22 protein-coding genes are annotated in these 22,405 nt (G+C 73.5%); 1 reads left to right on the forward strand and 21 read right to left on the reverse strand.

Annotated features, from left to right (window positions below):
• Positions 1–188: 188 nt before the first annotated feature.
• Positions 189–1,214 (reverse strand): C40 family peptidase, encoded by a 1,026-nt coding sequence (locus ACFZAU_RS15515; RefSeq protein ID WP_500552574.1) that lies wholly within the window; start codon positions 1,212–1,214, stop codon positions 189–191.
• 435 nt (positions 1,215–1,649) lie between these two features.
• Positions 1,650–2,897, reverse strand: coding sequence for a phosphodiester glycosidase family protein (locus ACFZAU_RS15520; protein ID WP_500552575.1), 1,248 nt, complete (start codon positions 2,895–2,897; stop codon positions 1,650–1,652).
• 264 nt (positions 2,898–3,161) lie between these two features.
• Here ACFZAU_RS15520 and ACFZAU_RS15525 point away from each other — a divergent pair, with 264 nt between their 5' ends.
• Entirely contained in the window at positions 3,162–3,590 is a 429-nt protein-coding gene (locus tag ACFZAU_RS15525) for a DUF6210 family protein (protein WP_500552576.1), read from the forward strand.
• A 17-nt stretch (positions 3,591–3,607) separates the two neighbouring features.
• On the opposite strand, the gene ACFZAU_RS15530 is transcribed toward ACFZAU_RS15525, so the two are convergent.
• The 19 genes from ACFZAU_RS15530 to ACFZAU_RS15620 all read right to left on the reverse strand — a co-directional run bounded on the left by ACFZAU_RS15530 (position 3,608) and on the right by ACFZAU_RS15620 (position 22,169).
• Complete coding sequence (locus tag ACFZAU_RS15530) at positions 3,608–4,582, reverse strand: GNAT family N-acetyltransferase (RefSeq protein ID WP_500552577.1); 975 nt, start codon at positions 4,580–4,582, stop codon at positions 3,608–3,610.
• A 67-nt stretch (positions 4,583–4,649) separates the two neighbouring features.
• Complete coding sequence (locus ACFZAU_RS15535) at positions 4,650–5,429, reverse strand: class I SAM-dependent methyltransferase (RefSeq protein ID WP_500552578.1); 780 nt, start codon at positions 5,427–5,429, stop codon at positions 4,650–4,652.
• Between the two features lie 71 nt (positions 5,430–5,500).
• Complete coding sequence (locus ACFZAU_RS15540) at positions 5,501–6,793, reverse strand: RNA polymerase sigma factor (protein WP_500552579.1); 1,293 nt, start codon at positions 6,791–6,793, stop codon at positions 5,501–5,503.
• Positions 6,790–7,137: a YciI family protein gene (locus ACFZAU_RS15545; RefSeq protein WP_499606806.1), complete on the reverse strand. Its 348-nt coding sequence runs from the start codon at positions 7,135–7,137 to the stop codon at positions 6,790–6,792. The genes ACFZAU_RS15540 and ACFZAU_RS15545 overlap by 4 nt, the downstream gene beginning before the upstream one ends.
• A gap of 180 nt (positions 7,138–7,317) precedes the next feature.
• Positions 7,318–7,914: an NADPH-dependent F420 reductase gene (locus tag ACFZAU_RS15550; RefSeq protein ID WP_500552580.1), complete on the reverse strand. Its 597-nt coding sequence runs from the start codon at positions 7,912–7,914 to the stop codon at positions 7,318–7,320.
• Positions 7,915–8,089: 175 nt separating this feature from the next.
• Entirely contained in the window at positions 8,090–8,842 is a 753-nt protein-coding gene (locus tag ACFZAU_RS15555; protein WP_500552581.1) for an SDR family NAD(P)-dependent oxidoreductase, read from the reverse strand.
• Between the two features lie 307 nt (positions 8,843–9,149).
• Entirely contained in the window at positions 9,150–9,743 is a 594-nt protein-coding gene (locus tag ACFZAU_RS15560; RefSeq protein WP_500552582.1) for a TetR/AcrR family transcriptional regulator, read from the reverse strand.
• Positions 9,744–9,878: 135 nt separating this feature from the next.
• Entirely contained in the window at positions 9,879–11,108 is a 1,230-nt protein-coding gene (locus ACFZAU_RS15565; RefSeq protein ID WP_500552583.1) for a L,D-transpeptidase, read from the reverse strand.
• A gap of 26 nt (positions 11,109–11,134) precedes the next feature.
• Positions 11,135–11,932 (reverse strand): L,D-transpeptidase family protein, encoded by a 798-nt coding sequence (locus ACFZAU_RS15570; protein ID WP_500552584.1) that lies wholly within the window; start codon positions 11,930–11,932, stop codon positions 11,135–11,137.
• A gap of 440 nt (positions 11,933–12,372) precedes the next feature.
• Positions 12,373–13,602 (reverse strand): CU044_5270 family protein, encoded by a 1,230-nt coding sequence (locus ACFZAU_RS15575; RefSeq protein WP_500552585.1) that lies wholly within the window; start codon positions 13,600–13,602, stop codon positions 12,373–12,375.
• On the reverse strand, positions 13,599–14,213 hold the full coding sequence (locus ACFZAU_RS15580) for an RNA polymerase sigma factor (protein WP_499606799.1): 615 nt from the start codon (positions 14,211–14,213) through the stop codon (positions 13,599–13,601). The genes ACFZAU_RS15575 and ACFZAU_RS15580 overlap by 4 nt, the downstream gene beginning before the upstream one ends.
• A 343-nt stretch (positions 14,214–14,556) precedes the next feature.
• On the reverse strand, positions 14,557–15,003 hold the full coding sequence (locus ACFZAU_RS15585; RefSeq protein ID WP_499606798.1) for a nitroreductase family deazaflavin-dependent oxidoreductase: 447 nt from the start codon (positions 15,001–15,003) through the stop codon (positions 14,557–14,559).
• A 137-nt stretch (positions 15,004–15,140) separates the two neighbouring features.
• Positions 15,141–15,869, reverse strand: coding sequence for a helix-turn-helix domain-containing protein (locus tag ACFZAU_RS15590; RefSeq protein WP_500552586.1), 729 nt, complete (start codon positions 15,867–15,869; stop codon positions 15,141–15,143).
• A 119-nt stretch (positions 15,870–15,988) separates the two neighbouring features.
• Positions 15,989–17,290 carry an MDR family MFS transporter gene (locus ACFZAU_RS15595; protein WP_500552587.1) on the reverse strand — a complete coding sequence of 434 codons (1,302 nt, stop codon included), beginning with the start codon at positions 17,288–17,290 and terminating at the stop codon, positions 15,989–15,991.
• Positions 17,287–18,438 (reverse strand): PLP-dependent cysteine synthase family protein, encoded by a 1,152-nt coding sequence (locus ACFZAU_RS15600; protein ID WP_500552588.1) that lies wholly within the window; start codon positions 18,436–18,438, stop codon positions 17,287–17,289. Before ACFZAU_RS15600 ends, ACFZAU_RS15595 begins: the two co-directional genes overlap by 4 nt.
• A 110-nt stretch (positions 18,439–18,548) precedes the next feature.
• Positions 18,549–18,992 (reverse strand): hypothetical protein, encoded by a 444-nt coding sequence (locus ACFZAU_RS15605; protein ID WP_500552589.1) that lies wholly within the window; start codon positions 18,990–18,992, stop codon positions 18,549–18,551.
• Positions 18,993–19,054: 62 nt separating this feature from the next.
• Positions 19,055–21,454, reverse strand: coding sequence for a glycoside hydrolase family 65 protein (locus ACFZAU_RS15610; RefSeq protein WP_500552590.1), 2,400 nt, complete (start codon positions 21,452–21,454; stop codon positions 19,055–19,057).
• A 163-nt stretch (positions 21,455–21,617) separates the two neighbouring features.
• The gene (locus tag ACFZAU_RS15615) at positions 21,618–21,851 is read right to left on the reverse strand and encodes a ubiquitin family protein (protein ID WP_499606792.1); all 234 of its coding nucleotides are present in this window, start codon (positions 21,849–21,851) and stop codon (positions 21,618–21,620) included.
• Positions 21,852–21,935: 84 nt separating this feature from the next.
• Positions 21,936–22,169: a metallothionein gene (locus ACFZAU_RS15620; protein ID WP_500552591.1), complete on the reverse strand. Its 234-nt coding sequence runs from the start codon at positions 22,167–22,169 to the stop codon at positions 21,936–21,938.
• Between the last annotated feature and the right edge of the window lie 236 nt (positions 22,170–22,405).

Consider the following 22,405-nt stretch of genomic DNA (forward strand, 5'->3'; position numbering starts at 1 on the left):
GGTGCGTCGGGTGGCGTCGGGAGCCGTCGGTGCCGCGGACCGGCGGGCGTGTGTGCGGGGGATGTCGTGGCGTGGCGGCCGGCACCGAGCGGGAACGACCACCCGGCGCGCCCCGCTCGGCGGGGCCCATTATTTGACGGGACGTCAGTGCCCGGCTGGGACGGGCCTGTTGCGGCCCGGTCCGCAGGTCAGATGCGGACGCCGAACTGGAACGGCATGTTGTTGATGGACTCGTACCGCACGAACGTGCCGGTGCGCGGCGCGTGCAGGACCATGCCGTTGCCCGCGTAGAGGCCGACGTGGTGCAGGTCGCCGTAGAAGAGCACGAGGTCGCCGGGCATCAGCTGGCTCATCGACAGCCGCGTGCCGGCGTTGGCCTGCCCCTGGGAGGGCCGCGGTATGTAGGTACCGGCCTGGGCATAGGCCCAGGAGGTGAGGCCGGAGCAGTCGAAGGAGCCCGGACCGGACGCACCGAAGACGTACGGCGAGCCGAGCTTGGTCTTCGCCGCGGCGAGGGCGGCGGCGGCCAGCGAGGAGGCGGGCGTGTCGTTGCCGAGGTCCACGCGCTCGTTGGTGCGGTCGGCGCGGCCGTCGGCGGCGGCCAGGGAGGCGCGCTGGGCGGCGGTCAGCGAGTTGAGGAGCTGCCGCGCCTCGGCCAGCTTCGCCTGGACTTCCTTCTTCTTGCTGCCCAGTTCGGTGCGGGTCTCGTCGAGCTCGCCGAGCTTGCTCGCCGCCTCCGCCTTCTGCTGGTCCAGGGTGCGCTTCTTCTCCGCGATCTGACGGAGCGCCTCGGCCTGCCTGGTGCTCAGCTGGTCGAGGGCGGACGCCTTGTCGAGGTAGGTGTCCGGGTCGGAGGAGAGGAAGAGCTGGAGCGACGGGTCGATGCCGCCGCTGCGGTACTGCGCGCTGGCCAGGGTACCCAGGTCGTCCCGGAGGTCGTTGAGCTCGGCCTGGCGGCGGGCCACCTCGTCCTGGGCGTCCTCGACCTGCTTCTGCAGCCTCTCCTGCTTCTCCTTGGCGCCGTTGAACTTCTCGGTCGCCTGCTCGGCCTGCTCGTAGAGGCCGTCCACCTTCGCCTTGACGCTCTTGACGGACGGCTTCGCGGGAGCGGCCTGGGCCGCCTGCGCGGACAGGGCGACGGCTGCGGCGGCGGTCGCGGTGAGCACGGTGACACGTGTGCGGCCGGCCTGCTTGGGACGACGGTGGGACGCCACTGGCGCGAGCTCCTTCTTCCTCCAGCCGCCTGCCGCGCGCGCCGGGAACTGCGTTCCCATGACACGCAGGGCATTTCGGATCGGCGGGAACTCCGCAGCCATCCGGAATGGATGATCGACCGGGCGGAGGTTCGGTGAATGACCTTAATCATCACCACGCGCGTGAATCAAACCCCTGACGGGAAAAGGCAGTCCACGCACCGTTTCTTTACCCGTCCCGGCACTTCCGCGCCCGTGTGGCGCAGGTCACACCTCGAAAAGTTGCCTCATATCCCGGCGGGTTTCAGCCGAATCCGCTTGGCGCCCGTGCCGCATATTCCAATACTCAGAGGCGAATTCCCCGTATTCGGCGCGGCATGAATTGGCGATGCTTTTCCGGGGCCGGCGCGGGCCCGCGCACCCGGGCGGCGGGGCCGCCGCCCGGGTGCGGCCGGGTCAGGCGCGGGAGAAGAGCCCGATGCCTTCGGGGACCGGGCGCTCGGCGCCGCCGGTGGGGTGGTTCCGGACGACCGGCGCACCGGACACGGCGTCGCGGGTCACGAGGGTGGAGGAGCCGCCGCCGTCCAGGTTGACCCCGTCCTCGGCGCCCACGGCCTGGAATACGCCCGCCAGTTCGGCGACCGTCAGGCCGGCACCCGCCTCGGCGCTTCCGTCCAGCACGAGCAGGTGCAGCAGCCGGCCGCCGTCGCCGATCGCGGCCCCGGTCCTGGTCGCCACGGCCTTGTCGTCCAGGCCCGGCAGGGGCGCGCCGTCACGCAGGACGGGGTAGCCGCCGACGGCGAACTCCAGGCGCTTGCCGCTCGCGCTCCTCAACTTCTCCGAGACGCGGACGCGTTCGCCCACCTGGAGCGTACGCAGCTCCGCGGCCCCGGCCTCACGGCCGACCAGGACCACCGTGCCGGGTTCGATGGCGCCGGCGCCGATGGTGTCGGAGCCCGAGACCACTCGGCCGTCCCGCACGCTCACCTCGTAGGCGTCCGTGGTGCACGCGCCGGCGCGCAGGGTGTCGGTGCCGCAGACGGCACGCTGCCGTGACACCTCGCCCCACCGGGAGTCGAAGGCCCCGATGCCGCCCTCCGCGACGGCGTACTGGTTCAGCCCCTCGAGGTCGAACCGCTTGCCCTTGCGGGCCCGGACCGTGCCGTCGAGGGTGAGCTCGTCCAGCCGCGCCTTGTGGTCGTAGCCCACGCCGATGACGTCGCGGGTCGACGTGCCGGGCGGCAGACCGGGGCCGAAGCGCTGGCCGTTCGGCACGGCCGCCTTCAGTGCCACGCCGTCCGAGACCGCCGGCCCGACCGCGGAACCGGTCGCCTGGACGCCGGGGTGCTGCGTCTCGTCGATGTTGAAGAAGTCGGCGTTGATTCCGGCCACCGCACCCTGCGCCGCGACGAGCTGCGAGAGCTTGGCGCGGGCCGCGACCTTCCCCGGTGAGAGCAGGCCCACCGAGACGTGCCGGTCGCGCAGGTCGGAGGTCACCACATGTCCGGTGACCGTGCCGTGCGACGCGGTCACCGAGAAGGACTGGTAGGTGATGCCGGGCGCGACCGTCACGCCGTCCGCCACCCGCACCCGCCCGACGGCGTCGGCCTGGCCGGCCCCCGCGCCGAGCATCATCATCGTCGTCGTCATCACCGCCGCCGCGGACACGGCTGCCGCGCGGACCCGACCGATCGGTCTCGTCATCTGATGTCCTGTCGTCTTGCGTGCATGACGCACGAGTACTGGCCGCAGCCATCAGAAAGGGCCCAGGGGAAGGGCTGGTGGCAGTTTCCTGACAGGTCAACGAATCCTGGCGGACCGAGGGGCGGTCGTCCCGCCCGGCACGGGGACGCCGAACGGTTTTCGGGCACTCCGTTGCCCGCCGCGAAGTCCACGAACCGCCACGGGGAAGTCGGTTCAGGTCCTGTGCCGTTGAACTCGGGGCCAGGTGCCCGGAAGAGTGGCGCCATGGTCCCTCCCCGCTTCGTCTTCCTCGATCCCGACGGCACCGGCGCCGGAGGATGGCTGTACGCGGTGGTCGAGGCGAGGACGGGGGCCGTCTACCAGCAGCAGTACGGCGGAACGGCCTGCCGGCAGGGTCAGGTCGAGGGCTTCCTGGTTCCGCTGGCCGGCCCGGACGGGCTCGCCGCGCTCCGCGAGCTGTTCGAGGGGGACTTCCGTGGTGCCGGCACCTGGAACCACACGTGGCCGGACGACGAACGGGACCGCCTCCGCTTCGCCGTCCGTGCCGTCCGCTACTGGGCGTCCGACGGCACCACGGAGCAGCCCCACGCCCTGCGCCTGGACGAGAGCCGCATCCGTGAGGCGGACGAGGCCTGGGTACCAGTGATCACGCCGGACGGCCCCGCGGTGCTGGTGTGGTCCAACTCTGACTGAGCCCCGGCGAACGCCGGCTACGCGTTGAGGCCGTAGCGGACCTCGGTGCGGGCGGCGGTGAATCCGGCCCGTTCGTACAGACTGTGCCCGCCGGTCGGGCTGTCGGAGTCCACTTCGATGCTCGCCCGGTCGAAGCCGTCCGCCTGTGCGGAGCGCAGCGCGTGGCTGATGAGTGCACCGGCGACGCCCCGCTTGCGGTACGCACGGCGGGTCGCAAGGGTCATGACGTGGGCGTCGCGGACGCCGGTCGCCTCGGTGTCCGCGTCCCACGAGAAGGTCAGCAGCATGCCGGCAGCGGTGCCGCTGTCCGCGTCGCGCAGCAGGAAGCTGAGGCCGGGGCGGAAGGCCGGCCAGCCGAGCGATGCGCGCCACTGCTCCTCCGACGCCGGGGACCCGGCCCAGCGGTCGAGGAAGGCCTCGTTCCTGATGGCGAGGAACTCGGCGTCGTTGTCGGCGGAATGGCCCTCGAAGACGAGGCCTTCCGGCGTCGGAACGTCGACGACGGCGGCGCCGAGCGGATGCCGTAGGTGCGCGTACCAGCGCACGGGCGTCATGCCGGCGGCCCGGTAGCAGGCGCGCGCGCCGTCGTTGCGCGCGTTGTTCTGGACGTCGACGGCAAGTGGCAGGCCGGGGTGGTGGATCGCGTGCAGCGCCTTCGCGCTCGCGATCCCCGCGGACAGCAGCTCCGCGCCGAGCCCGCGGCGCCGGCAGTCCGGGTGCACGCCTCCGCTGACCATTACCCGGTGCACCCCTTTCGCGCGCGGCCTGTGCGCGGCAGAGGAGTAACCGACCATGGCGTCGCCGTCGAAGACACCGACCGTGCCACGGCCGAGGTCCAGCAGCGGGGCGTTGATCTGGTCGGCGGCGTCCTCCTCGGAGTAGTACTCACCGAAGGTGTCGACTGCCTCGATCGCGTTGAGGAGTGCGGCCAGGGCGGCGGCGTCCGCCGGGGCGATCGGACGGCGGGTGAGACGCGCGAGGTCAAGGGTCATGGCCCGACGCTAGGCACACCGGATCACGGTGTCATCCCGGTTTCCGTCACCGCCGCCCGCGCGACCACTACTCCGCTTGCAGGACGAAGAACAGGAAGCACAGGAACCGCGGCTTGGCCGCGAGGGCTTCGGGGAAGAGTTCGCGGGCGGCGGGGTCGGGGTCCGGCTCGCTGACGGCCGCGATGCGGAAGCCCGCCGCGGTGAAGGCGTCGGTCATCGCGTGGAGCGGCCGGTGCCAGAGGCTCATCAGGGCGGTCCGGTCCCCGAAGGTCCACTCGTCGGTCCAGTTGGTGGTGTCGAGGTAGTGATGCTCGTCCCCCCGGCCGGCCTCCCGGTGCATGGTGGCGATGACGAAGGGATGGTCGACGGACGCGATCAGCCGGCCGCCGGGCTTGAGCACGCGCCGCAACTCGGCCAGGGCGGGCCCCCAGTCCTCCAGGTAGTGCAACACCAGGGACGCGACGACGTCGTCGAACGTGTCGTCGGCGTAGGGGAGCGGGCTCCCGAGGTCGGCCAGCCGGAGGTCCGCCCCCTCACCGAGGCGGCGCCGCGCCAGCTCCAGCATCCCCTCGCTCACGTCGAAGCCGCTCACGACGGCGCCCCGGTCGCGCAGCGCCGCGGACAGGGGCCCGGCGCCGCATCCGGCGTCGAGGATGCGCCGCCCGGTGACGTCCCCGGCGAGGGCCAGCATCGCGGGGCGCTCGTAGTGGGCGTTGATGAGGTTGGTCTCGTTCTCGCCGGAGTACGCCTCGGCGAAGCTGGTGTAGTCGTTGACCTTCGGCGGGTCGACGGTCACGGCGGTGCGCCCGGGGTGGCTCTCGTGCCCTTGCTGCTCGTCAGAAGTCACGGTGCGAGGGACGTCACCCGCATCGGTGCGGTTCCTGGCCGGGCCCGGAGCCGCGACCGGTCCCCGTCAACTCACGCGGGACCGCTCTCCAGTTCGGTGAGGCGCGCGGTGAGGAACATGCGCTCGGCCTCGTTGCCGGTCAACTCCAGGGCCCGCCGGTACGCGGCCGCCGCTTCGCCCGAACGGCCGAGGCGCCGCAGCAGGTCCGCCTTCACGGCGGGCAGGTACTGGTACCGGGCGAGCCGGCCCTCCTGCTCCAGCGCCTCGACCTGGGCCAGCGCCACCGCCGGTCCGTGGGCCATCGACACCGGCACGGTCCGGTTCAGTGCGACGACCGGTGAGGGCCAGAGCGACAGCAGCCTGTCGTAGAGCGCCACGATCTGCGGCCAGTCCGTCTCCTCGTACGCCGGGGCTTCGGCGTACAGCGAGGCGATCGCCGCCTGCAGGAGGTAGCGTCCCGCGCGGCCACCGCGCAGCCCGCTCACGATCAGCTCGTATGCCTCGGCCAGCGCGGTACGGTCCCACAGCGAGCGGTCCTGCTCGGCGAGGCGCAACAGCCGGCCGTCGGCGCCGGTCCGGGTGGCGCGTCGGGCGTCGGTGACCAGGAGCAGTGCCAGCAGCCCGCGGACCTCGGGCTCGTCGGGCATGAGGTTCCGCAGGGTGCGGGCCAGGTGCAGCGCGTGATCGGCCAGGTCGGTGCGCATGAGCGTCGGGCCCGAGGGGGCCGTGTGTCCGCTGGTGAACAGCAGGTGGAGTACGCCGAGCACGGCCGTGAGCCGGTCGGGCAACTCCGCCGGCCGCGGCACCCGGTAGGGAATGCGGGCGACGGAGATCTTCTTCTTCGCCCGGGTGATCCGCGCGGCCATCGTCCGTTCCGACACCAGCAGTGCCCGGGCGACGTCCGGTGTCGGCAGCCCGCACACCAACCGGAGCGTGAGCGCGAGTTGCGCCTCTGGCGCGAGGGCGGGATGGCAGCAGGTGAAGATGAGGCGCAGCCGTTCGTCGGGTACGGCGTCCTCCAGGTCCCGGGTGCCGCTCCCATCGGGTCGGCCGAGCTCGTCCAGGGCGAGTTCGTCGACGGCCTCTTCGGGTTCGACCAGCAGGGGCAGCTTCGAGCGGAACGTCCGCTCGCGGCGGATCACGTCCATCGCCCGGCGCTTGGCCGCCGTGGTGAGCCAGGCCGCGGGATTGTCCGGGATCCCGTCGCGTTCCCAGACCGACAGCGCCGCGGCGTACGCCTCCTGCACGCATTCCTCGGCCAGGTCCAGGTCGCGGGCGACGCGCACCGTCGCGGCGAGCACGAAGGCCCACTCGCTCCGGTGCGCGTCGGCGACCGTTCGTCCTGCGGTCGTCGCAGGTGTCATCGGGCGACGGGCGCGATGCCGCCGGCGACGGGCCGCACCTCGACACCGCCGCGACCCCACCGGACCGCGGGGTTGCGGCGCGCCAGTTCCAGTGCGGCGTCGAGGTCGGGAGCCTCGATCACAAGGAAGCCGGCGACGACTTCCTTGGAGTCGATGAAGGGGCCGTCGGTGACGACGTCGCCGCGCAGCGAGGTGGCGGTGTCGGCGGACTGCAGGGCGTACGCCGTGATCATGGCACCGGAGTCGACGAGGTCGTCGGCGTGCCGCTTGCTCGCCGCCTGCTGCTCGGGGGTGTAGTCGCCGGCCGCGGGGTCGTCGAAGATGAGGATCGCGTACTGGGCCACGAGGGGTCTCCTTGGGTGTGTGTCCGCTCGGTACGCCTCTACGTCGGACGGGCGGCGCTGATTCGACAGCACCGTACGCGAAACTTCCTCCGACGCCCCGAGCCGGTTCCGGCGAAGGTCCGAGGTGGACAGCCCCGTCCGTTGCGGGGTACGCGGTTGCCGGGCGGCGCCAGGGCCGCCCTAGAACCGTACGAGGTCGAGCGCGGGGAGCGGTCCGCCCGGGAACTGCTGGAGCGCGCCGCCGGTGGAGAGGCCACCGAGGTCGATCACCGCGAAACCGGCGGACTCCAGGAGCCGGCTCACGACCGCCCGGGCCTCCGGTGCGTCGCCGGAGACGAACTGGACGCGCCTGCCGCCCTCGCGGTGCGGGTCGGCGGCAAGGAGCGCGGGTGACCAGCTGTTGAGCGTCTTCACCACCCTGGCGCCCGGGAGGAGGTCCTGGACGACCTCGCTGGACGTCCTGCCGTTCAGGTTCGCCGGGACGAAATCCGGGGCCTGCAAGGGGTTGTTCGTGTCGATGACGATCCGGTCGTCCCACGGCCCGAGCCCCGCGACCGCATCCGGGACGGAACGCCAGGGCACGGAGAGCACCACCACGTCGTGCCGGGCGGCCTCGGCCACGGTGCCGGCCGAGGACCGGGGGCCGAAGTGCGCGACGAGCGGTGCAAGGGACGCCGGGCCCCTGGTGTTGCTGAAGACGACCTCGTGGCCGCCGCGGAGGAAGGCGATGGCGGCGGCCTGGGCGATGGCGCCCGCGCCGATGAAACCGATGCGCATGGGAGTTCCCGTTCTGCCGGTCGGTCCCGGCCCGGCGCCCGGAACAGCGCGGGCCGGTGTGTCGTGTGTGGGGGGCCGGGCCGGCGAGAACCGGCTCCGTGGTTCGCTGCGCCATGGCCGGCTCCCGCCGGGTGGGTGTGTACGCCCGGCCGTAAGCCGTCGTCCGGCGCCGTGTTCACGCCGCGAAGCCACCGTCGACGAGCAGCGTCGCGCCCGTGACGAAGGTGGCGTCCGGCCCGACGAGGAAGGAGATCGCTCCCGCGACCTCCTCGGGCCGTCCGAACCGGCCCAGGGCGTTCATGGAGCGCTGGACGTCGGCGAACGCGCCGGTGTCGGGGTTCATGTCGGTGCCGACGGAGCTGATCTGGACGGCGTTGACGGTGATGCCGCGCGGGCCGAGGTCCCTGGACCAGCCGCGGGTGTACGCGTCCACGGCGGCCTTCGTCGCACCGTAGTCGCCGAGTCCGGGGAACGGCGAGCTGCCGGAGGCCGTGGAACTCATCGAGACGATCCGGCCGCCTCCGCCCATCACCCGTACCGCGGCGCGCGTGGTGGCGGCGACGCCCTGGACGTTGACGGCGAACTGGCGGTCGAACGCGGGCACGTCCGCGTCCGGGGCGTCGACCTGGCCGGTCACGAACACACCGGCGTTGTTGACGAGGATGTCGAGACGCCCCAAGGCGCCGACCACCGAGTCGACGAGGCGGGCGGCCTGTTGGGGGTCGGCCTGATCCGCGGCGAAGGCGGCGCCGCGCACGCCGTGCGCCTGGATAGCCTCCACCACCTCCTGGGCCTTCGCGGCGGACGACTGGTAGCTGATGGCGACGTCCGCGCCCTCGCGGGCGAGCCGGACGGCGGTGGCGGCGCCGATCCCGCGGGATCCGCCCGTGATGAGTGCGACCTTGCCGGTGAGTGCTCTTTCGGTCATGGGTGTTCCAGTCCCTGGCCGCGCGACGGCCAGCTGCAGGGGGTGGATGGGGCCGGCTGCGTCGCCGGTGGGAAGCGGGCGCCGACGAGTGAGCGCCGACGCGCCGGGCACGTGCGCTTTCCGGCCGCTGTCGCGACGGGTTGCGCAGGCGGCCCGGAACCCTTTATTGAGTGCTTGCTCAATATATAGCCACCGTGGACGGGCCTGTCAAACCTCCGGCGGAGGGCCGTTCGGGCGCGCACGCACCGCACCCCCCGACCCGGAGCCGGATCGAGGGGTGCGGTGGACGTGCGCGTGGCCCTGCGGCTCACGCCTCCCAGGGCAGGCGGCGCATGGCGAGGTCGACGAGGCCCATCAGCGTTTCGCGGTCGGCTCCGGACGCCGCCTCGACCGTGATGCCCTCCGCGAGCGTGACCACGTACCTGGCGGCGACGCGCGTGTCGACGTCCGCCGGGATCTCCCCGCCGGCCTGGGCCACGTCGAGCCGCTCGGCGAGCATGATCTGCGCGGCCTTGCGGCGCGAGCAGAGGTCCTCCGCCACCTCGCGGGAATCGTCGCCCGTGGCGAGCGCCCCCTGCACCAGCAGGCAGCCGGCCGGGGTGTTCTCACCGGTGGCGCTCCGCGCGGCTCCGGTGAGCCAGCTGCGGACGACCTCCCGGGCGGTGTCGGCCTTGAGGCCGCTCGGGCCGTAGGAGAAGACGGTGTCGACGTACCGGTCGACGACCTGCTTGAACAGTCCCGCCTTCGAGCCGAACGCGGCGTAGACGCTGCCGGGCTTCAGACCGGTCGCCTCGGTGAGGTCGGCCATGGTCGTGCCCTCGTAGCCCTTGGCCCAGAAGACGTTCAGCGCCGCTTGCAGCACGTCGTCGACCTCGAACTGGCGGGGTCGCCCCCTGGCCATGGCCCACCTCCGAATACTGAAACGACCATTCAATATAACGCGTGCCGCACGCACCGGACGATCGGCGGGGGCGGCCCGCCGGGCCGCCCCCGCCGCACGGCGCACTGCGCACGGCGCACGGCGCACGGCGCACGCCTACGACAGCGCCGATCCCGCCTTCCACTGGTCCCACGACATGTTCCAGCCGTTGAGCCCGTTGTCGGGGGCGATCGTGTGGTCGTGGGAGTGCTTGACGACGACCACGTCGCCGATGAGGGAGTTGGTGTAGAACCACGCCGCGTTCTGCCCGGGGTCGCCGCCGCCGCGGACGTCGTTGAGGCCCACGCAGCCGTGGCTCACGTTGGAGTGCCCGAAGACGGAGTCCGGTGCCCAGTAGTTGCCGTGGATGAAGGTGCCGGAGGTGGACAGCCGCATGGCGTGCGGGACGTCGGGGATGTCGTACTCCCCCGCGTAGCCGACCGTGGCGCCGTCCATGCGGGTGGTGATGAGCTTCTGCGAGATCACCATCTGCCCGTTGTACGTGGTGCTTCCCGGTGCGCCGGAGGTGATCGGGATCGTGCGGACGGTGGCGCCGTCGCGTTCGACCCGCATCCTGTGCGTGCCGGCGTCGACGGTGGAGACCTGGCGGCGGCCGACGGTGAAGCGGACGGTCTTGTCCTGGGTGCCGTAGGCGTTCGCGGCGCCCTTCACGCCGTCCAGGCGCAGGCTCAGCGTGACGTGGCTGTGCGCCTTCCAGTACGTCTCGGGGCGCAGGTCCAGGCGCTGGTCGCCGAACCAGTGGCCGACGACCTCCTGGCCGCTGTCGCTGGTGACGCGTATGCCGCGTTCCACGGCCTCCTTGTCGGTGACCGGCTTGTTGAAGGTCAGCGAGACGGGCATGCCGACGCCGACGGTCGAGCCGTCCTCGGGGGTGAAGGTGCCGACGAGGCGGTCGTCCTTCGCGAGGGTGGTGAAGGACAGGGTGCGGGTCTGCTTGCCGCCCGCCTCGTCCGAGGCGTGGACGACGAGACGGTACGAGGTGCCGTAGGCCAGGGCGGCGTCCGGAGACCAGCGGTGGTGGTCGCCGGCCACGGTCCCGCGCACCGGCCGGCCGGCAGCGGTGGTGAGGGTGACGGACGAGATCGTGCCGCCGGAGACCTCGACGTCGCCCGCGCCGCGGACGGAGGCGTGCCGGTCGCCGTCGTCGGCGCCCGTGCCGAGCCGGAAGGCGGCCGCCACGGCCCGGGGTTCGGACGAGGCGGCCTTGGCGGACGCCGTGCCGTGCGCGTCGGGAGTGGTGGCGGGCTCCTGGCCCGCGCAGGCCGTGAGCACCGAGGCCCCGACGACGGCGAGGGCGATCACGGTGAGGCGGGGAAGGGACGGCACGCTTGCTCCTGTTGGCCGCGGAAATGTCATCGGGCGAGGGAGGCCGCGTCGCCCATGACGACGACGGGGTGGGCGGCGGGGTCCAGGGTCCGCAGCAACTGCTTCATGTGCGCCTTGGCGATGCTGACGCAGGCGTGGGTGGGGCCGCCGTGGTCGACGTGGATCCATATGCCGCTGCCGCGGTTCGGGCCCATGGGCTGGGCGCCGTTCATCGGTGACGTACCGGGCTGCCGGTTGTAGTTGATGGCGATGACGTAGTCGAAGGAACCGGCGAGCGACTCACCCAGGAAGCCTCTGGCGTCGGTGGAGAACCCGTTGGAGCGGTGGTAGGTCAGCCTGGTGCCGGGGTCGGCCAGGAGTCCTCCCGCGTCGGTGAGACCGAACACCCCGATGGGGCTGTGCAGATCGCCCGCGTAGTGCTCGTCGGTCCAGCCCTTGTAGCCGTTGTGGGCGTCCCACACTGCTCCGGGACGCCAGCCGCCGTCGACGCGCTCGTAGAACACGACCTTCGACTTCGGGGACTTCTTGCCGGCCCCGGTGACCAGGACGACCTGCCGGGTGGCGGCCGGGATCCGCGCGAGGGTCTTGGGGCCGAGCCCCGGCAGCAACTCGGGGTACTGCGGTTTCGGCGGGGCCGACGTCCGCGGCGCGGCGGGCGCGTCGGCAGGCTGCCCGGACGCCGGCGACGCGGCGTCCTGAACGACCGCCGCCGTCTCGGGGGCCGCGGCGGGGTTCTTCTCGGGCAGGTGCTGGTAGGCGGCGATCCCCAGTGAGGAGACGACCACGGCGGCGGCCGCGGATATGTAGGGCCTGTGGAGGCGCATGGGCGCGGGCTTTCTCGGGAGGAAGGGAGTTCGGGGGCAGACCCGTGGCGGGGCTCACGGATCCGTAGGACCGGGTGGTGACCGTGGGCGGTGCGGCACGTGTCGCGTGGCGGCCCGTGCCGTGGGGGCGGCCCGGGGCCGCGGGGGTGGTCTCACACCCGTTCAACCGGGCGGACGCCGGATCGGGTTGCCCGGCCGCCGGGGACGATCGGGGCCGGGGCGGTGCGGCCCGCGGGCAGGGTCGTACAAGCCCCTGGGCAGGGTCGTCGAGGCCGGTGGCCGCAGAGGGCGGCGCCGGGCAGCGGCCGGGCACGCCGGCCGTCGCCCGGAGATCCGCGACGTCGCGTCAGCGGCGGATCCCCGGGGCCGTGGGGCGGGGCTCGCGGGGGCGAGTCACCGTCGTGCGTGTGCCGTCCGGGCCGCGTCGCGCGGCCCCGGGGTCACTTGCGGGCGTTCTTCGGCACGGTGATCTGCTGCTCCCCCCAGCTCATCCGGGTGGTCGCGTTGTAGTTCACCGTCGTGCCGGCGGCGAGTCCGGCCTCCGCGGCCCGGGCGGACGGCGTGACCAGCACGAGTTCGTCGCTGAGCATGGCGCCGGTGGCCGGGTCGACGATCAGCCGCTGCCGCGTGGTCCCCAGCGGTCCGCGGTAGGTGACGGGGAAGTCGACGGCCACGCCTTCACGGCCGAGGGGGTCGGCGACTCCCCCGGTGACCTTGACCCCGGGCAGTTCCGCCATCACCCGGTACGCGGCAGCCCGGACACCGGGCTTCACGGGCATGGTGGCGAGGTTGCCCGCCTGGCGCAGCATCCAGGAGGTGCGGCCGGAGCCGCCGGTGTCGGCGCCGTTGTCCTGCGCGTACAGCCGCTCCAGGGAACGGCGCAGTTCCCCGCTGGTGGCGGGCAGTGCGCGCAGGTCCTTGTAGGTGACGTTGCGGGGGCCGACGGCGTAGATCTTGTCGTCGACGTTGGTCCGCATGACCATCGGCCGCCGCGTGCCCATCGTGTAGGCGATCCTGCCGGTTCCGGTCGCCTTGCCGATCTCGGCCGACACCGTGCCCGGGGAGCCCGCGGCGCGCCAGCGCGCCTCGTCCTGCGCCGTCAGGGGCGCGGTCACGGCGTCCAGACCGGAGACCATCAGGCTCCCGGTGCCCGGGCGCACGCCCACCGACCACTCCTCGGTGGAGGAGCTGCGCACGGCGAACAGGTGCCCCTCCTCGCCGCCGACGTCCACGTTCTGCGAGCGGGTGGTGGTCTGCCAGTACGTTCCCTCGGCGGCCGATACCTCCGCCTGCCGGGCCGCGCTGAGCAGCTGGATGTGGCCGTCGACGCGGAGGTCGGAGCCGTCGTCCGGTGCGCTCGTCACGGCGGCGGACGGCGGCTGTGCGGCCGGCCGGCCGGCGGGCTGCTGCCCGTCCAGGGTGCTCACGACCACGACGGACGCCGCCGCGGCCGCGATCGCCACGGCTCCCACCGGGCGGAACACGCTTCTGCGGCGCGGGGCGAGGAAGCGGGCCGCGGGGCCGTCCGTCGCCCCGGCGGTGATGCGTGCCAGGTCCTGGCGCTGCCGCACGGGGTCCACCAGCCGGGACGGGTCCAGTTCCTCGGGTCGTGCGTCGGCGAGCACCTTCAGGACGTCTGGCCGCCCGGACGGCTCGGGGGTCTTCTTCACGCGGGTGCTCCTTCGCGGTGGGTGGGGTACGGGGCGTCTGCGGGAGGTGCGGGCGCGGGCTCCGTCCCGGGGGGCGGGCGCTCCGTCGCGGAAGGTGCGGGCGGGTGTTCCGTGGCGGGGGTCGCCCCCAGGGCCTTCTCGAGCCGGCGGCGGGCCCGGTACAGCCGGACGGTGAGCGTCGCGGTGCTGCAGTCCAGGACCTGTGCGGCCTCCTTGGCGCTCAGCCCGTGCCACGCGATCAGCGTGAGCAGCTCCCGGTCGGCCTCCGGCAGACCCGCGAGGGCCTGCAGCGCGTCGTGCCGGCCCGCGACCTCGGCCGCGACGTCACCGGCGGCGGCGCCGGCGCCGCTGCTGATGCGCCGTGCCTCCTCGGCGGCGAGGAGGTACTGGTGCGCGTCCCTGCGGCGCAGTTCGCGCACCAGGTTGCGGGCCACACCCAGCAGCCACGGCAGGGCCGGGTCCGGGACGTCCCGCACCCGCCGCCAGGCGACGGTGAACGTCTCGCTGGCGATGTCCTCCCCTACCTGCCGACCGACCAGGCCGGTGGCGTAGGCAAGGACCCGCGGGTAGCACTCCTCGTAGACGTCCCGGAAGCGTTGGGCATGTGTCACGCGCCGTCCCCTCATCTCGCACTCTCACCATGGAGTGAGCGCGGCGGCCCGTTTCTTACACGCCGGGGCGAGAATTCCCGCGGATGTGGTCCACATCACGTCGCGGAAGCTCCGGAGCTCCGGGCACGCGCCGGGCGCGACGCCGGCGGGCTCGCCCGGCGGTGCTGCGCCCAGGTCACCGGCGTACCGGCACCGGGAGAGCTTACGAAAGGCCGCCTCGGCGGCGTCACCCAAGGGGGGCGGCGGGCTGCGCACGGCCGCGGCCTGGCGAGCGGGACGGGTCGCGTGGAACGACGGACGGCCGCCGCCCCTGCGCGGGGCGGCGGCCGTCACGGTGGGCCGGTCAGTGGGGCGCGGCCGCCGGCTCCAGCACGAAGACCGGGATCTCACGGTCGGTGTTCTTCTGGTACTCGGCGTAGTCGGGCCACGCCTCCACCGCGCGGTCCCACCACCGCGTCCGCTCCTCCCCCGTGACCTCACGGGCCGTCATGTCCTGGCGCACGGGACCGTCCTGCAGTTCCACCCGGGGGTCGGCGACCAGGTTGTGGTACCAGACCGGGTGCCTGGGGGCGCCGCCCTTGGACGCGACCACCGCGTAGCGGCCGTCGTGCTCCACGCGCATCAGCGGCGTCTTGCGGATCCTGCCGGACCTGGCGCCCAGCGTCGTCAGGACGATCACGGGCCTGCCGCGCAGCGTGGTCCCGTCGGTTCCCCCGGAACCCTCGTACAGCTCGACCTGGTCACGGACCCACTGCTCGGGGCTCGGCTGGTACTCGCCCACCAAAGGCACGTCGTTCTCCCGTCTCGGCATACGGCATCGGCATCGGCAACCTCGACATCCTCACGCACCTGCCGCCTTCCCGCCGGCAGGCCCGCCACGCGCCGCCGGTCACCGGGCGGATTCCGGCGCCCTCGCGCCGTGTGCCGCTACCCCGGGTGCCCCGGCCCCGCGTCCCCTGCCGGGGGCAGCGACCGGATGGCCCGGCCGCTCACCTCGCCCGGCACGACGCGGATCCACAGGTCGCGCGTCCCCCCGGCCCAGGGTTCGCCGCCGGGCCGTCGGCCGAGGGCGTCCGAGACGGCGCTGTCGCCGATCCGCTCGGCGGTGCCCGTCACCAGGACGCTCCAGCCGAGACGGTGCTGCTCGTCGACGAAGTCGGCCTCGAAGGCGAGCCTGGTGCCGGGACCGACCGCCGCCGCGCCGGCCGGATCCGTCCGGTAGACGACGGTGTTCCCGTCCACGAGGAAGTTGACGGGCAGCAGGACGGGAGCCTCGTCGCCCCGGCCCGCCGTGTGGGCCACGCGGCCGATGCCGTGCGTGCCCAGCCGTTCCCAGCACTCGCCCTCGGTCAGGCGCTGCAGCACCGGCCGGGTCGCGGGGCCGCCGCGTCCCGGCGGCGCCTCGCGGGGGCCCGCGGCCAGCTCCTCGTACGTCGTTCCCAGCACGTGGGCGATCCGCCGCAGGGCCGCTGCGTCGAACCGGGGGCCCAGCTCCTCGACCTGCCGCAGGTAGGCCGTCGACATCCCGGCCCGGACGGCGAGCTCCTCGCGGGACATGCCCAGCCGCTCCCGCCGCACGGCGATGCGGCCGGCCACGTCCTCGCCGTCGAAGGAGCCCGCTCCCGCCGCGCCGCCCTGGTCCTGACCACCCTGCACGCCGCTCACCTCCCGCGTCACGTCTCCCTTCAGCGCAGCAGACCCGCCGCCGCCCCGCCAGTCCGCAGCCCGCGGGCGCGGTCGGGCGGGCGCGGCCGGGCGGGTGCCCGCGCCGGAGGTCAGGCGAGGGCCGGTTCGCGTGCGACGGCGGCGAGGCCCCCGGCGCGGGACAGCAGATGGACGCAGCCGGCGCACAGCAGGCCGGTCGCCGTCAGCGCGAGCCAGGGCAGCCAGGGCCTGTGGCCGCTGTCCGCGACGTCCCAGAGGGCGCCGGTGGCCAGGTTGCCCACGGTGATGCCCAGGCCGGAGACGGTGTTGTACCAGCCGTAGTGCGTGGCGACGAGGCGTTCTCCGGAGAGCGTGACGATGGTGTCCATCTCGAAGGGGTAGACCACCGCGCTGCCCACCGCGAGCACCGCGACGGCGATCACAAGCAGGGCGACCGCGACGACGGCGTTCGGCGTCCCGCCGGACGGGTCGGGGCTCGCCGCGAGGGGGGCGAAGGCCAGGCCCATGAGCAGGATCCCGCCGACGATCGCCTGCGGCCCGCTCCAGCGGGCCCGGACCCAGCCGGTGATGCGCAGCTGGCCGAGGACCGCCACGACGGCCGAGACGATGAACAGGCCGCTGGTCACGGCCTGTCCGCCGCTGCCCAGCAGCCGGTGGGCCTGCAGGGGCAGCGCCAGGTAGACCTGGAAGGTCAGCACGTAGGAGCCGATCATGGCCAGCGAGAACAGCATGAACGGCCGGTTGCCCAGCACCTGCCGCCAGGAGCCGAGGACGCCGGCCGCCGCGCCGGGGCCGGTGCCGGAGGCGCTGCTGCTGCCGTGGCCGGGGTCGTCGGCCGGCCGCCGGTCGGGCAGGGCCCGGGACTGCAGGACGGTGAGCACCGCGAAGACGGCCGCGGCCGTCAGGCACACCGCCCGGAAGTCCCACGCGAGCAGGGCCAGGCCGACGAGCGGACCGATCAGGACGCCCGCCTGGTAGAAGACGTTGAACAGGGCGAAGCCCTCGACGCGCCGCTCGCCCGCCTCCACGGCCAGGTAGGCGCGGACCGCGGGGTTGAACAGCGCGCCCGCGAACCCCGCGGCGGCCGAGGCGGCGACCAGCGCGGGCAGGGAGTCGACCAGGCCCAGCAGCGCGAAGCCCGCGGTGCGCAGGGTGCAGCCGATGACGATGGGCGTCTTGTAGCCGAAGCGGTCGGCGATGGTGCCGCCGAGCACGAACATGCCCTGCTGGGAGAAGTTCCGTACGCCCAGAACGAGGCCGACGGCCCAGGCGGCCAGGCCGAGGCCGCCGGCGAGGTGGTCGGCCAGGTAGGGCATGAGCATGAAGAAGCCCAGGTTGATGGCGAACTGGTTGGCCATCAGCAGCCGGGCCGGGGTGTCGAAGGAGCGGACCTGCCGCCACAGGCCCTTCACCGGGCGGCCTCGAAGGACGTGCCGTCGGGACGGAGGTCCGGCGCTCCGGCGAGCGGGTCCCGGACGGTGGTGCAGCGGGTCCAACGGTCGACCACGGTCTCGCCCGGGTGGGCGATCTCCTCGGGCTCCTCGGACGGTTCGTGGTCCAGCAGGCCGTGGGACCGGCAGTACGGGTCGTCGAAGACGGTGCCGAGGTAGCGTTGCGGGCCGTCGGGGAAGACGGTCACGACCCGGGTCTCGGCCGGCAGCGTACGGGCCAGCCAGCGGGAGACCAGGGCGACCGCGCCCACGCTCCAGCCGCCGGTGGCGTAGTGGTCGCGCGCGAGGCGGCGGCAGGCCCACACCGCCTCCGCGGCGGCCACCCAGTGCACCTCGTCGAACGCCGGGTAGTCGACGTTGCGGGGGTGGATGCTGCTGCCCAGGCCGCGCATGAGCCGGGCGGCCGGCGGCTGGCCGAAGATCGTCGACCCGGTCGTGTCGACGCCGACCAGCCGCAGGTGCGGGAAGAACGCGCGCAGCGGGCCGCTGACCCCGGCCGAGTGCCCGCCGGTGCCCACGCTCGCGACGAGGACGTCGATGCGGCCGAGCTGGGCGACGAGTTCGTGGGCGAGGACGGCGTAGGCGGCGACGTTGTCCGGGTTGTGGTACTGGTCCGGGCACCATGCGGCCGGGTCCTCGGCCAGGAGTTCGCGCACCCGGTCGCGGCGGGCCTGCTGCCAGCCGCCGACGGGGTGTGGTGCGGTGACGGCCTCGACGGTCGCCCCGTAGGCGGTGAGCAGGGCGACCAGGGGCGGTTCCATGCCGGGGTCGGTGACCACCGTGACCGCGTGCCCGTGCACGGCGCCCGCGAGAGCCAGCCCGAGGCCGAGCGTGCCGCTGGTCGACTCCACGATCCTCGCGCCGGGCAGGAGTTCGCCGCGGGCGCGGGCGGCCTCGATCATGTACAGCGCGGAGCGGTCCTTGATGCCGCCGGGGTTGAAGCCCTCGAGCTTGGCCCAGAAGCCGCGGCCGTCGGGGACGAAGGGCGATCCGACCCACAGGACGGGTGTGTTGCCGACCAGTCCGGCCGGGGTGCGGCGCGGGGGCGCCGTGCCGGCCGGGAGTTCGGCCGGTGAGGCGGGTGTGCCGGGGCGGGGGAGGGTGCTCATACGTGTCTCTCCTGCGGCCGTCGCCTTGGCGCGGCCGCTGCTCGTACGGATCGAGGGGCGCGGGCGGCCGGGCCCTTCGCACGGTGCGGGGAGGGCGGGCCGGTGACCTGTCAGGTCCGCGATACGCAGAGCAGGCTCAGTGTTCCGGGGCCGGACCGTTGCGGGGCGCAGGGACGGCCGGCGCTTTCGGGTGCGGCGCGGTACGGGTGGGGCGCGGATGCCGCTGCCGGCGGTACGCCCTCGGGGCCGGGGCCCGTGGGAGCGCCGGCGGGCCGGGGGCGGGGGTCGGGCAGCCGGTCGAGGGCGACCCCGCACAGCGCGTGGTGGTCGTCCCGCGGCCTGCCGCCACGGGCCGCGTCCTGCCCGGGCGGCGGCGCGGCGTCGTCCGCGGGCCGGCAGGCGGCCGGGGACGTCGGGGCGGCGGTGAGGGTGTCGTTGCCGGCGCGTTCCGGGCCGTGCGCGCAGGCCACCAGGTGGATGCCGGTGAACACGAGCGTGGTCAGGAGCAGGAGCACCCCGCGCGGGGAGACGCGCTGACCCGCTCGCCACATCATGCGACGCACAGTAGTCGATCAGTCACGTCACGCGGTGGACGGCCCGCTGCCGCGCGGCCGTGTCACCGGGCCGGCAGGTCGAGCACCCGGAAGCGGCCCGGGGGGACGGACCAGGTCCGGCCGCCGAGGCGGACCCGGACGGGCCCCGCCGCGGAGGCGGGGACGGCGATGCTGACGTGCTCCCCGTCGACGTGGACGCGGACGCCCCAGTGGCCCCGGTAGCGCACCGTGAAGGCGAACGTCGACAGCTGCGGCATCGGCACCGGATCGAGCCACAGGGCGTCGTCGCGGGCCTCCAGGCCGGTCAGGCCGCGCTGCACGAGGTCGAGGGTGCCGGCCATGGCCCCCAGATGGATGCCTTCCTCGGTGGTGCCGCCCTGGACGTCGGTGACGTCGCCCAGCAGGGCCTCCTGGGCGCAGGACCAGGCGTCGGACCGGTCGGCCCGGGCCAGCACCCAGGCGTGCACCAGTCCGCTGAGGGTGGACCCGTGGCTGGTGCGCCGCAGGTAGTAGTCGACCGTCGACCGCCATCTGGCGTCGTCCAGCGGGTACCCCAGCCGCTCGAAGACGCGCTGCAGTTCGGTGGGCGGGAAGAGGTAGCCCAGCATGAGCACGTCGGCCTGCTTGGAGGCCTGGTAGCGGTTGACGGAGTCCCCCTCCGCCTCCAGGATCCGGTCCAGCCGGCGGATGTCGCCGTGCCGGGCGCGGCAGCCCTCCCAGTCCAGCTCCTCCAGCTCGCCGTAGCCGGCGAACTGGCTGATCACACCGGCGTGCCGGGGGACGTACAGCTTGCGCGAGACGTCCTCCCAGCGGTCCGTCTCCTCCGGCCCGAGGCCCGTGCGCTCGCGGAGTTCCTCGCGGCGCGGCGCCGGGAGGGCGCGCCACAGTTCCAGGGTGCGGTCCATCACCCAGGCCGCGGTGACGTTGGTGTAGGTGTTGTCGTCGACACCGGGTGTCGGGGAGCCCGGGTAGGCGTCGTGGTACTCGTCCGGTCCCACGACACCGCGGATGCGGTAGCGGCCGCCGTCCTCGCAGTCGGGGTCCCAGGTGGCGAGGCAGGCCCAGAAGCGGGCGATCTGCAGGAGCATCTCGGCGCCCTTGGTGTAGAGGAACTCCGTGTCGCCGGTGGCCTGGCCGTACCGCCAGACGTTGTAGGCCACGGCGGAGCCGACGTGGTGCTGGAGTCTGGTGTGGTCGGGCAGCCAGCGTCCGGAGCGCGGGTTGAGGTGGAGGGTCTGGCTCTCCTCCCGCCCGTCGCTGCCGCTCTGCCACGGGTACATCGCGCCGGTGCAGCCCACCTGTTCGGCCGCCCGGCACGCCTCCTCCAGACGGCGGTGGCGGTACTCCAGCAGCGACCGGGACACCTCGGGGAAGTGCAGGTCCAGGTAGGGCAGCACGAACAACTCGTCCCAGAAGACGTGTCCGCGGTAGGCCTCTCCGTGCAGGCCCCTGGCGGGCACGCCGACGTCCAGCTCGGCGGTGTGCGGGGAGAGAGTCTGCAGGACGTGGAAGGCGTGCAGCCGCAGGATCCGTCCGGCCGCGCCGGGGACGTCCAGCCCTGCGCGGCGCCACAGCCGCTCCCAGGCGGCGGCGTGCGAGTCGAGGAGGCCGGAGAAGTCCGGGGCCCGTTCGGCACGGTCGAGTGCGGCGTGCAGCGGGTCGCTGATGGCCCGGTCCCGGGACGTGTGCAGGGCGACGGTCTTCTCGACGACGGCCGGCCGGTACGGCTCCACGGGGACGGTCAGCCGGTGGACGGCGGTGCGCTCCCCGGCCTCCAGTGACCGGGCGGCCGCCGGATGCGGGGTGGCGCGGGTGCGGGCGGCGAGCGCGACGGCCAGGTCGGAGACGGTCGTACGGCACCGCAGCCAGACCGTGTCGGGTGGCGAGGTCCCGGTCTGCGTTCCGGTGAGGTGACGCCCGTTCAGGTCCTGGTAGCGGGGGACGCCCGCGTTGTGGACGTCGCCGTCCAGTGCGGACTCCACCTCCAGTTCCCCTGACCAGCCGCCCTCGGCGTGGAAGACGGTGCGCAGGGCGGCGAGGTGCGGGTCCTGCATGTGCACCAGCCTGGTCTGTTCGACGGCGAGGGTCCGCCCGCGCGAGTCACGCAGCCGGAACGTCCGGGTCAGGGTGGCGTGTTGGAGGTCGAGGCACTGCCGGTGCTCGAGCAGTGTGCCGTCGTCGGGGGTGAACCACATCCCGCCTTCCCTGATCCTGAACCGCAGGGGCAGCCAGTTGGGCAGGTTGACCAGGTCCTCGTTCTCGACCTTCCGCCCGGCGACGGCCGAGTGGAGACGGTTGTAGCAGCCCGCGACGTAGGTGCCGGGGTAGTGGTGGGGACCGGCGACCGTCTCCGGGGCGGCGCCGCGGGTGGCGAAGTAGCCGTTGCCCAGGGTGCACAGTGCCTCGCGCAGGCGTTCCCGGGCGGGGTCGTAGCCCTCGTACGACCAGGTCCACTCCCCCATCGCCGCCCCTCTCCGGGATCCCGCCGGCGGGCTCCTTCCCTCCAGTCTCCCCCGGATGCACCTGCCCCGCCCGTGGGCGGACGGGGTGCACGGCCCCGGCCCGCGGACCGGCGACGACGGGCACGGGGGGCCGGCGCGGCCCGGCCGAGCCGTCTCCTTCGGGTCATGCGGGCACGACGTCGATGACGTCGCCGTCCACAAGGCCCAGAGTGGCGGGCGTTTCCGTGGCGCTGCAGGGTGCGCCTCTGACGAGGAAACCGAGCCCCTTGCGGGACCGTCCCGTCTTGGCGCAGTAGGTGTCCATCAACTGCTTGAGGGACGTGTGCTCACGGATCTCGAAGATCGTCTCTCCGGTGTCGTCCTTGACCCGCAAGGTGATGTCGTGTTCGTCGCTCATGACCACATCCTCCGTCGGCGTTCGCCGTCCGTCGTACGCCCCCGGGGCCCGCTCCGCACGGAGCTGAGGCGGGGCCCCGGGGGATCAGGCGTGGTCGACGAGTTCGGCGTGGCCCTGCTGACGTGCACAGTGGGCGCAGCAGAAGAACCGGCCGTCGGACTGGAGGCCGTGCCCCAGGATCCGGCACTGGCAGTTCTCACAGATCGGGGCGATCTTCTGCGCCGCGCACTCCAGGCTGTCGAAGATGTGGAGCGCGCCTGCCGCGCGGACCTCGAAGGCCATCTCGTAATCGTTACCGCAGACTTCGCATACGGGCACCGGGAGACTCCTGACGCTGCGTGTCGTGGACAGCCGGACGCTCCGAGGCTGGACCGGGCCCCTTGCGGAGGCAAGGCGACCGGCTGCAGGAGCGAGTGCGATCACCCGCCTGGCCGCGGTGCGCGTGCGGGCACGGGCACAGGCCCGCGTCGACGGGAGCACGACACACCTCTCGAGCAGTCACCGGTTCCACCCGGCCCGCGGCCGGTCCTCGCCGGTCCGGGCCTCTGCGGGCG

This window comes from Streptomyces sp. NPDC008238 (assembly GCF_042956445.1).
GTDB lineage: Bacteria > Actinomycetota > Actinomycetes > Streptomycetales > Streptomycetaceae > Actinacidiphila.

Excerpts from the sequence above, each read along its gene's own strand:
- ACFZAU_RS15540 (WP_500552579.1), bottom strand. The coding sequence starts at position 6,793 with ATGACACCTGCGACGACCGCAGGACGAACGGTCGCCGACGCGCACCGG.
- ACFZAU_RS15555 (WP_500552581.1), bottom strand. The coding sequence starts at position 8,842 with ATGACCGAAAGAGCACTCACCGGCAAGGTCGCACTCATCACGGGCGGA.
- ACFZAU_RS15600 (WP_500552588.1), bottom strand. The coding sequence starts at position 18,438 with ATGAGCACCCTCCCCCGCCCCGGCACACCCGCCTCACCGGCCGAACTC.
- ACFZAU_RS15570 (WP_500552584.1), bottom strand. The coding sequence starts at position 11,932 with ATGCGCCTCCACAGGCCCTACATATCCGCGGCCGCCGCCGTGGTCGTC.
- ACFZAU_RS15605 (WP_500552589.1), bottom strand. The coding sequence starts at position 18,992 with ATGATGTGGCGAGCGGGTCAGCGCGTCTCCCCGCGCGGGGTGCTCCTG.
- ACFZAU_RS15610 (WP_500552590.1), bottom strand. The coding sequence starts at position 21,454 with ATGGGGGAGTGGACCTGGTCGTACGAGGGCTACGACCCCGCCCGGGAA.
- ACFZAU_RS15615 (WP_499606792.1), bottom strand. The coding sequence starts at position 21,851 with ATGAGCGACGAACACGACATCACCTTGCGGGTCAAGGACGACACCGGA.
- ACFZAU_RS15520 (WP_500552575.1), bottom strand. The coding sequence starts at position 2,897 with ATGACGAGACCGATCGGTCGGGTCCGCGCGGCAGCCGTGTCCGCGGCG.
- ACFZAU_RS15560 (WP_500552582.1), bottom strand. The coding sequence starts at position 9,743 with ATGGCCAGGGGGCGACCCCGCCAGTTCGAGGTCGACGACGTGCTGCAA.
- ACFZAU_RS15530 (WP_500552577.1), bottom strand. The coding sequence starts at position 4,582 with ATGACCCTTGACCTCGCGCGTCTCACCCGCCGTCCGATCGCCCCGGCG.
- ACFZAU_RS15550 (WP_500552580.1), bottom strand. The coding sequence starts at position 7,914 with ATGCGCATCGGTTTCATCGGCGCGGGCGCCATCGCCCAGGCCGCCGCC.
- ACFZAU_RS15525 (WP_500552576.1), top strand. The coding sequence starts at position 3,162 with ATGGTCCCTCCCCGCTTCGTCTTCCTCGATCCCGACGGCACCGGCGCC.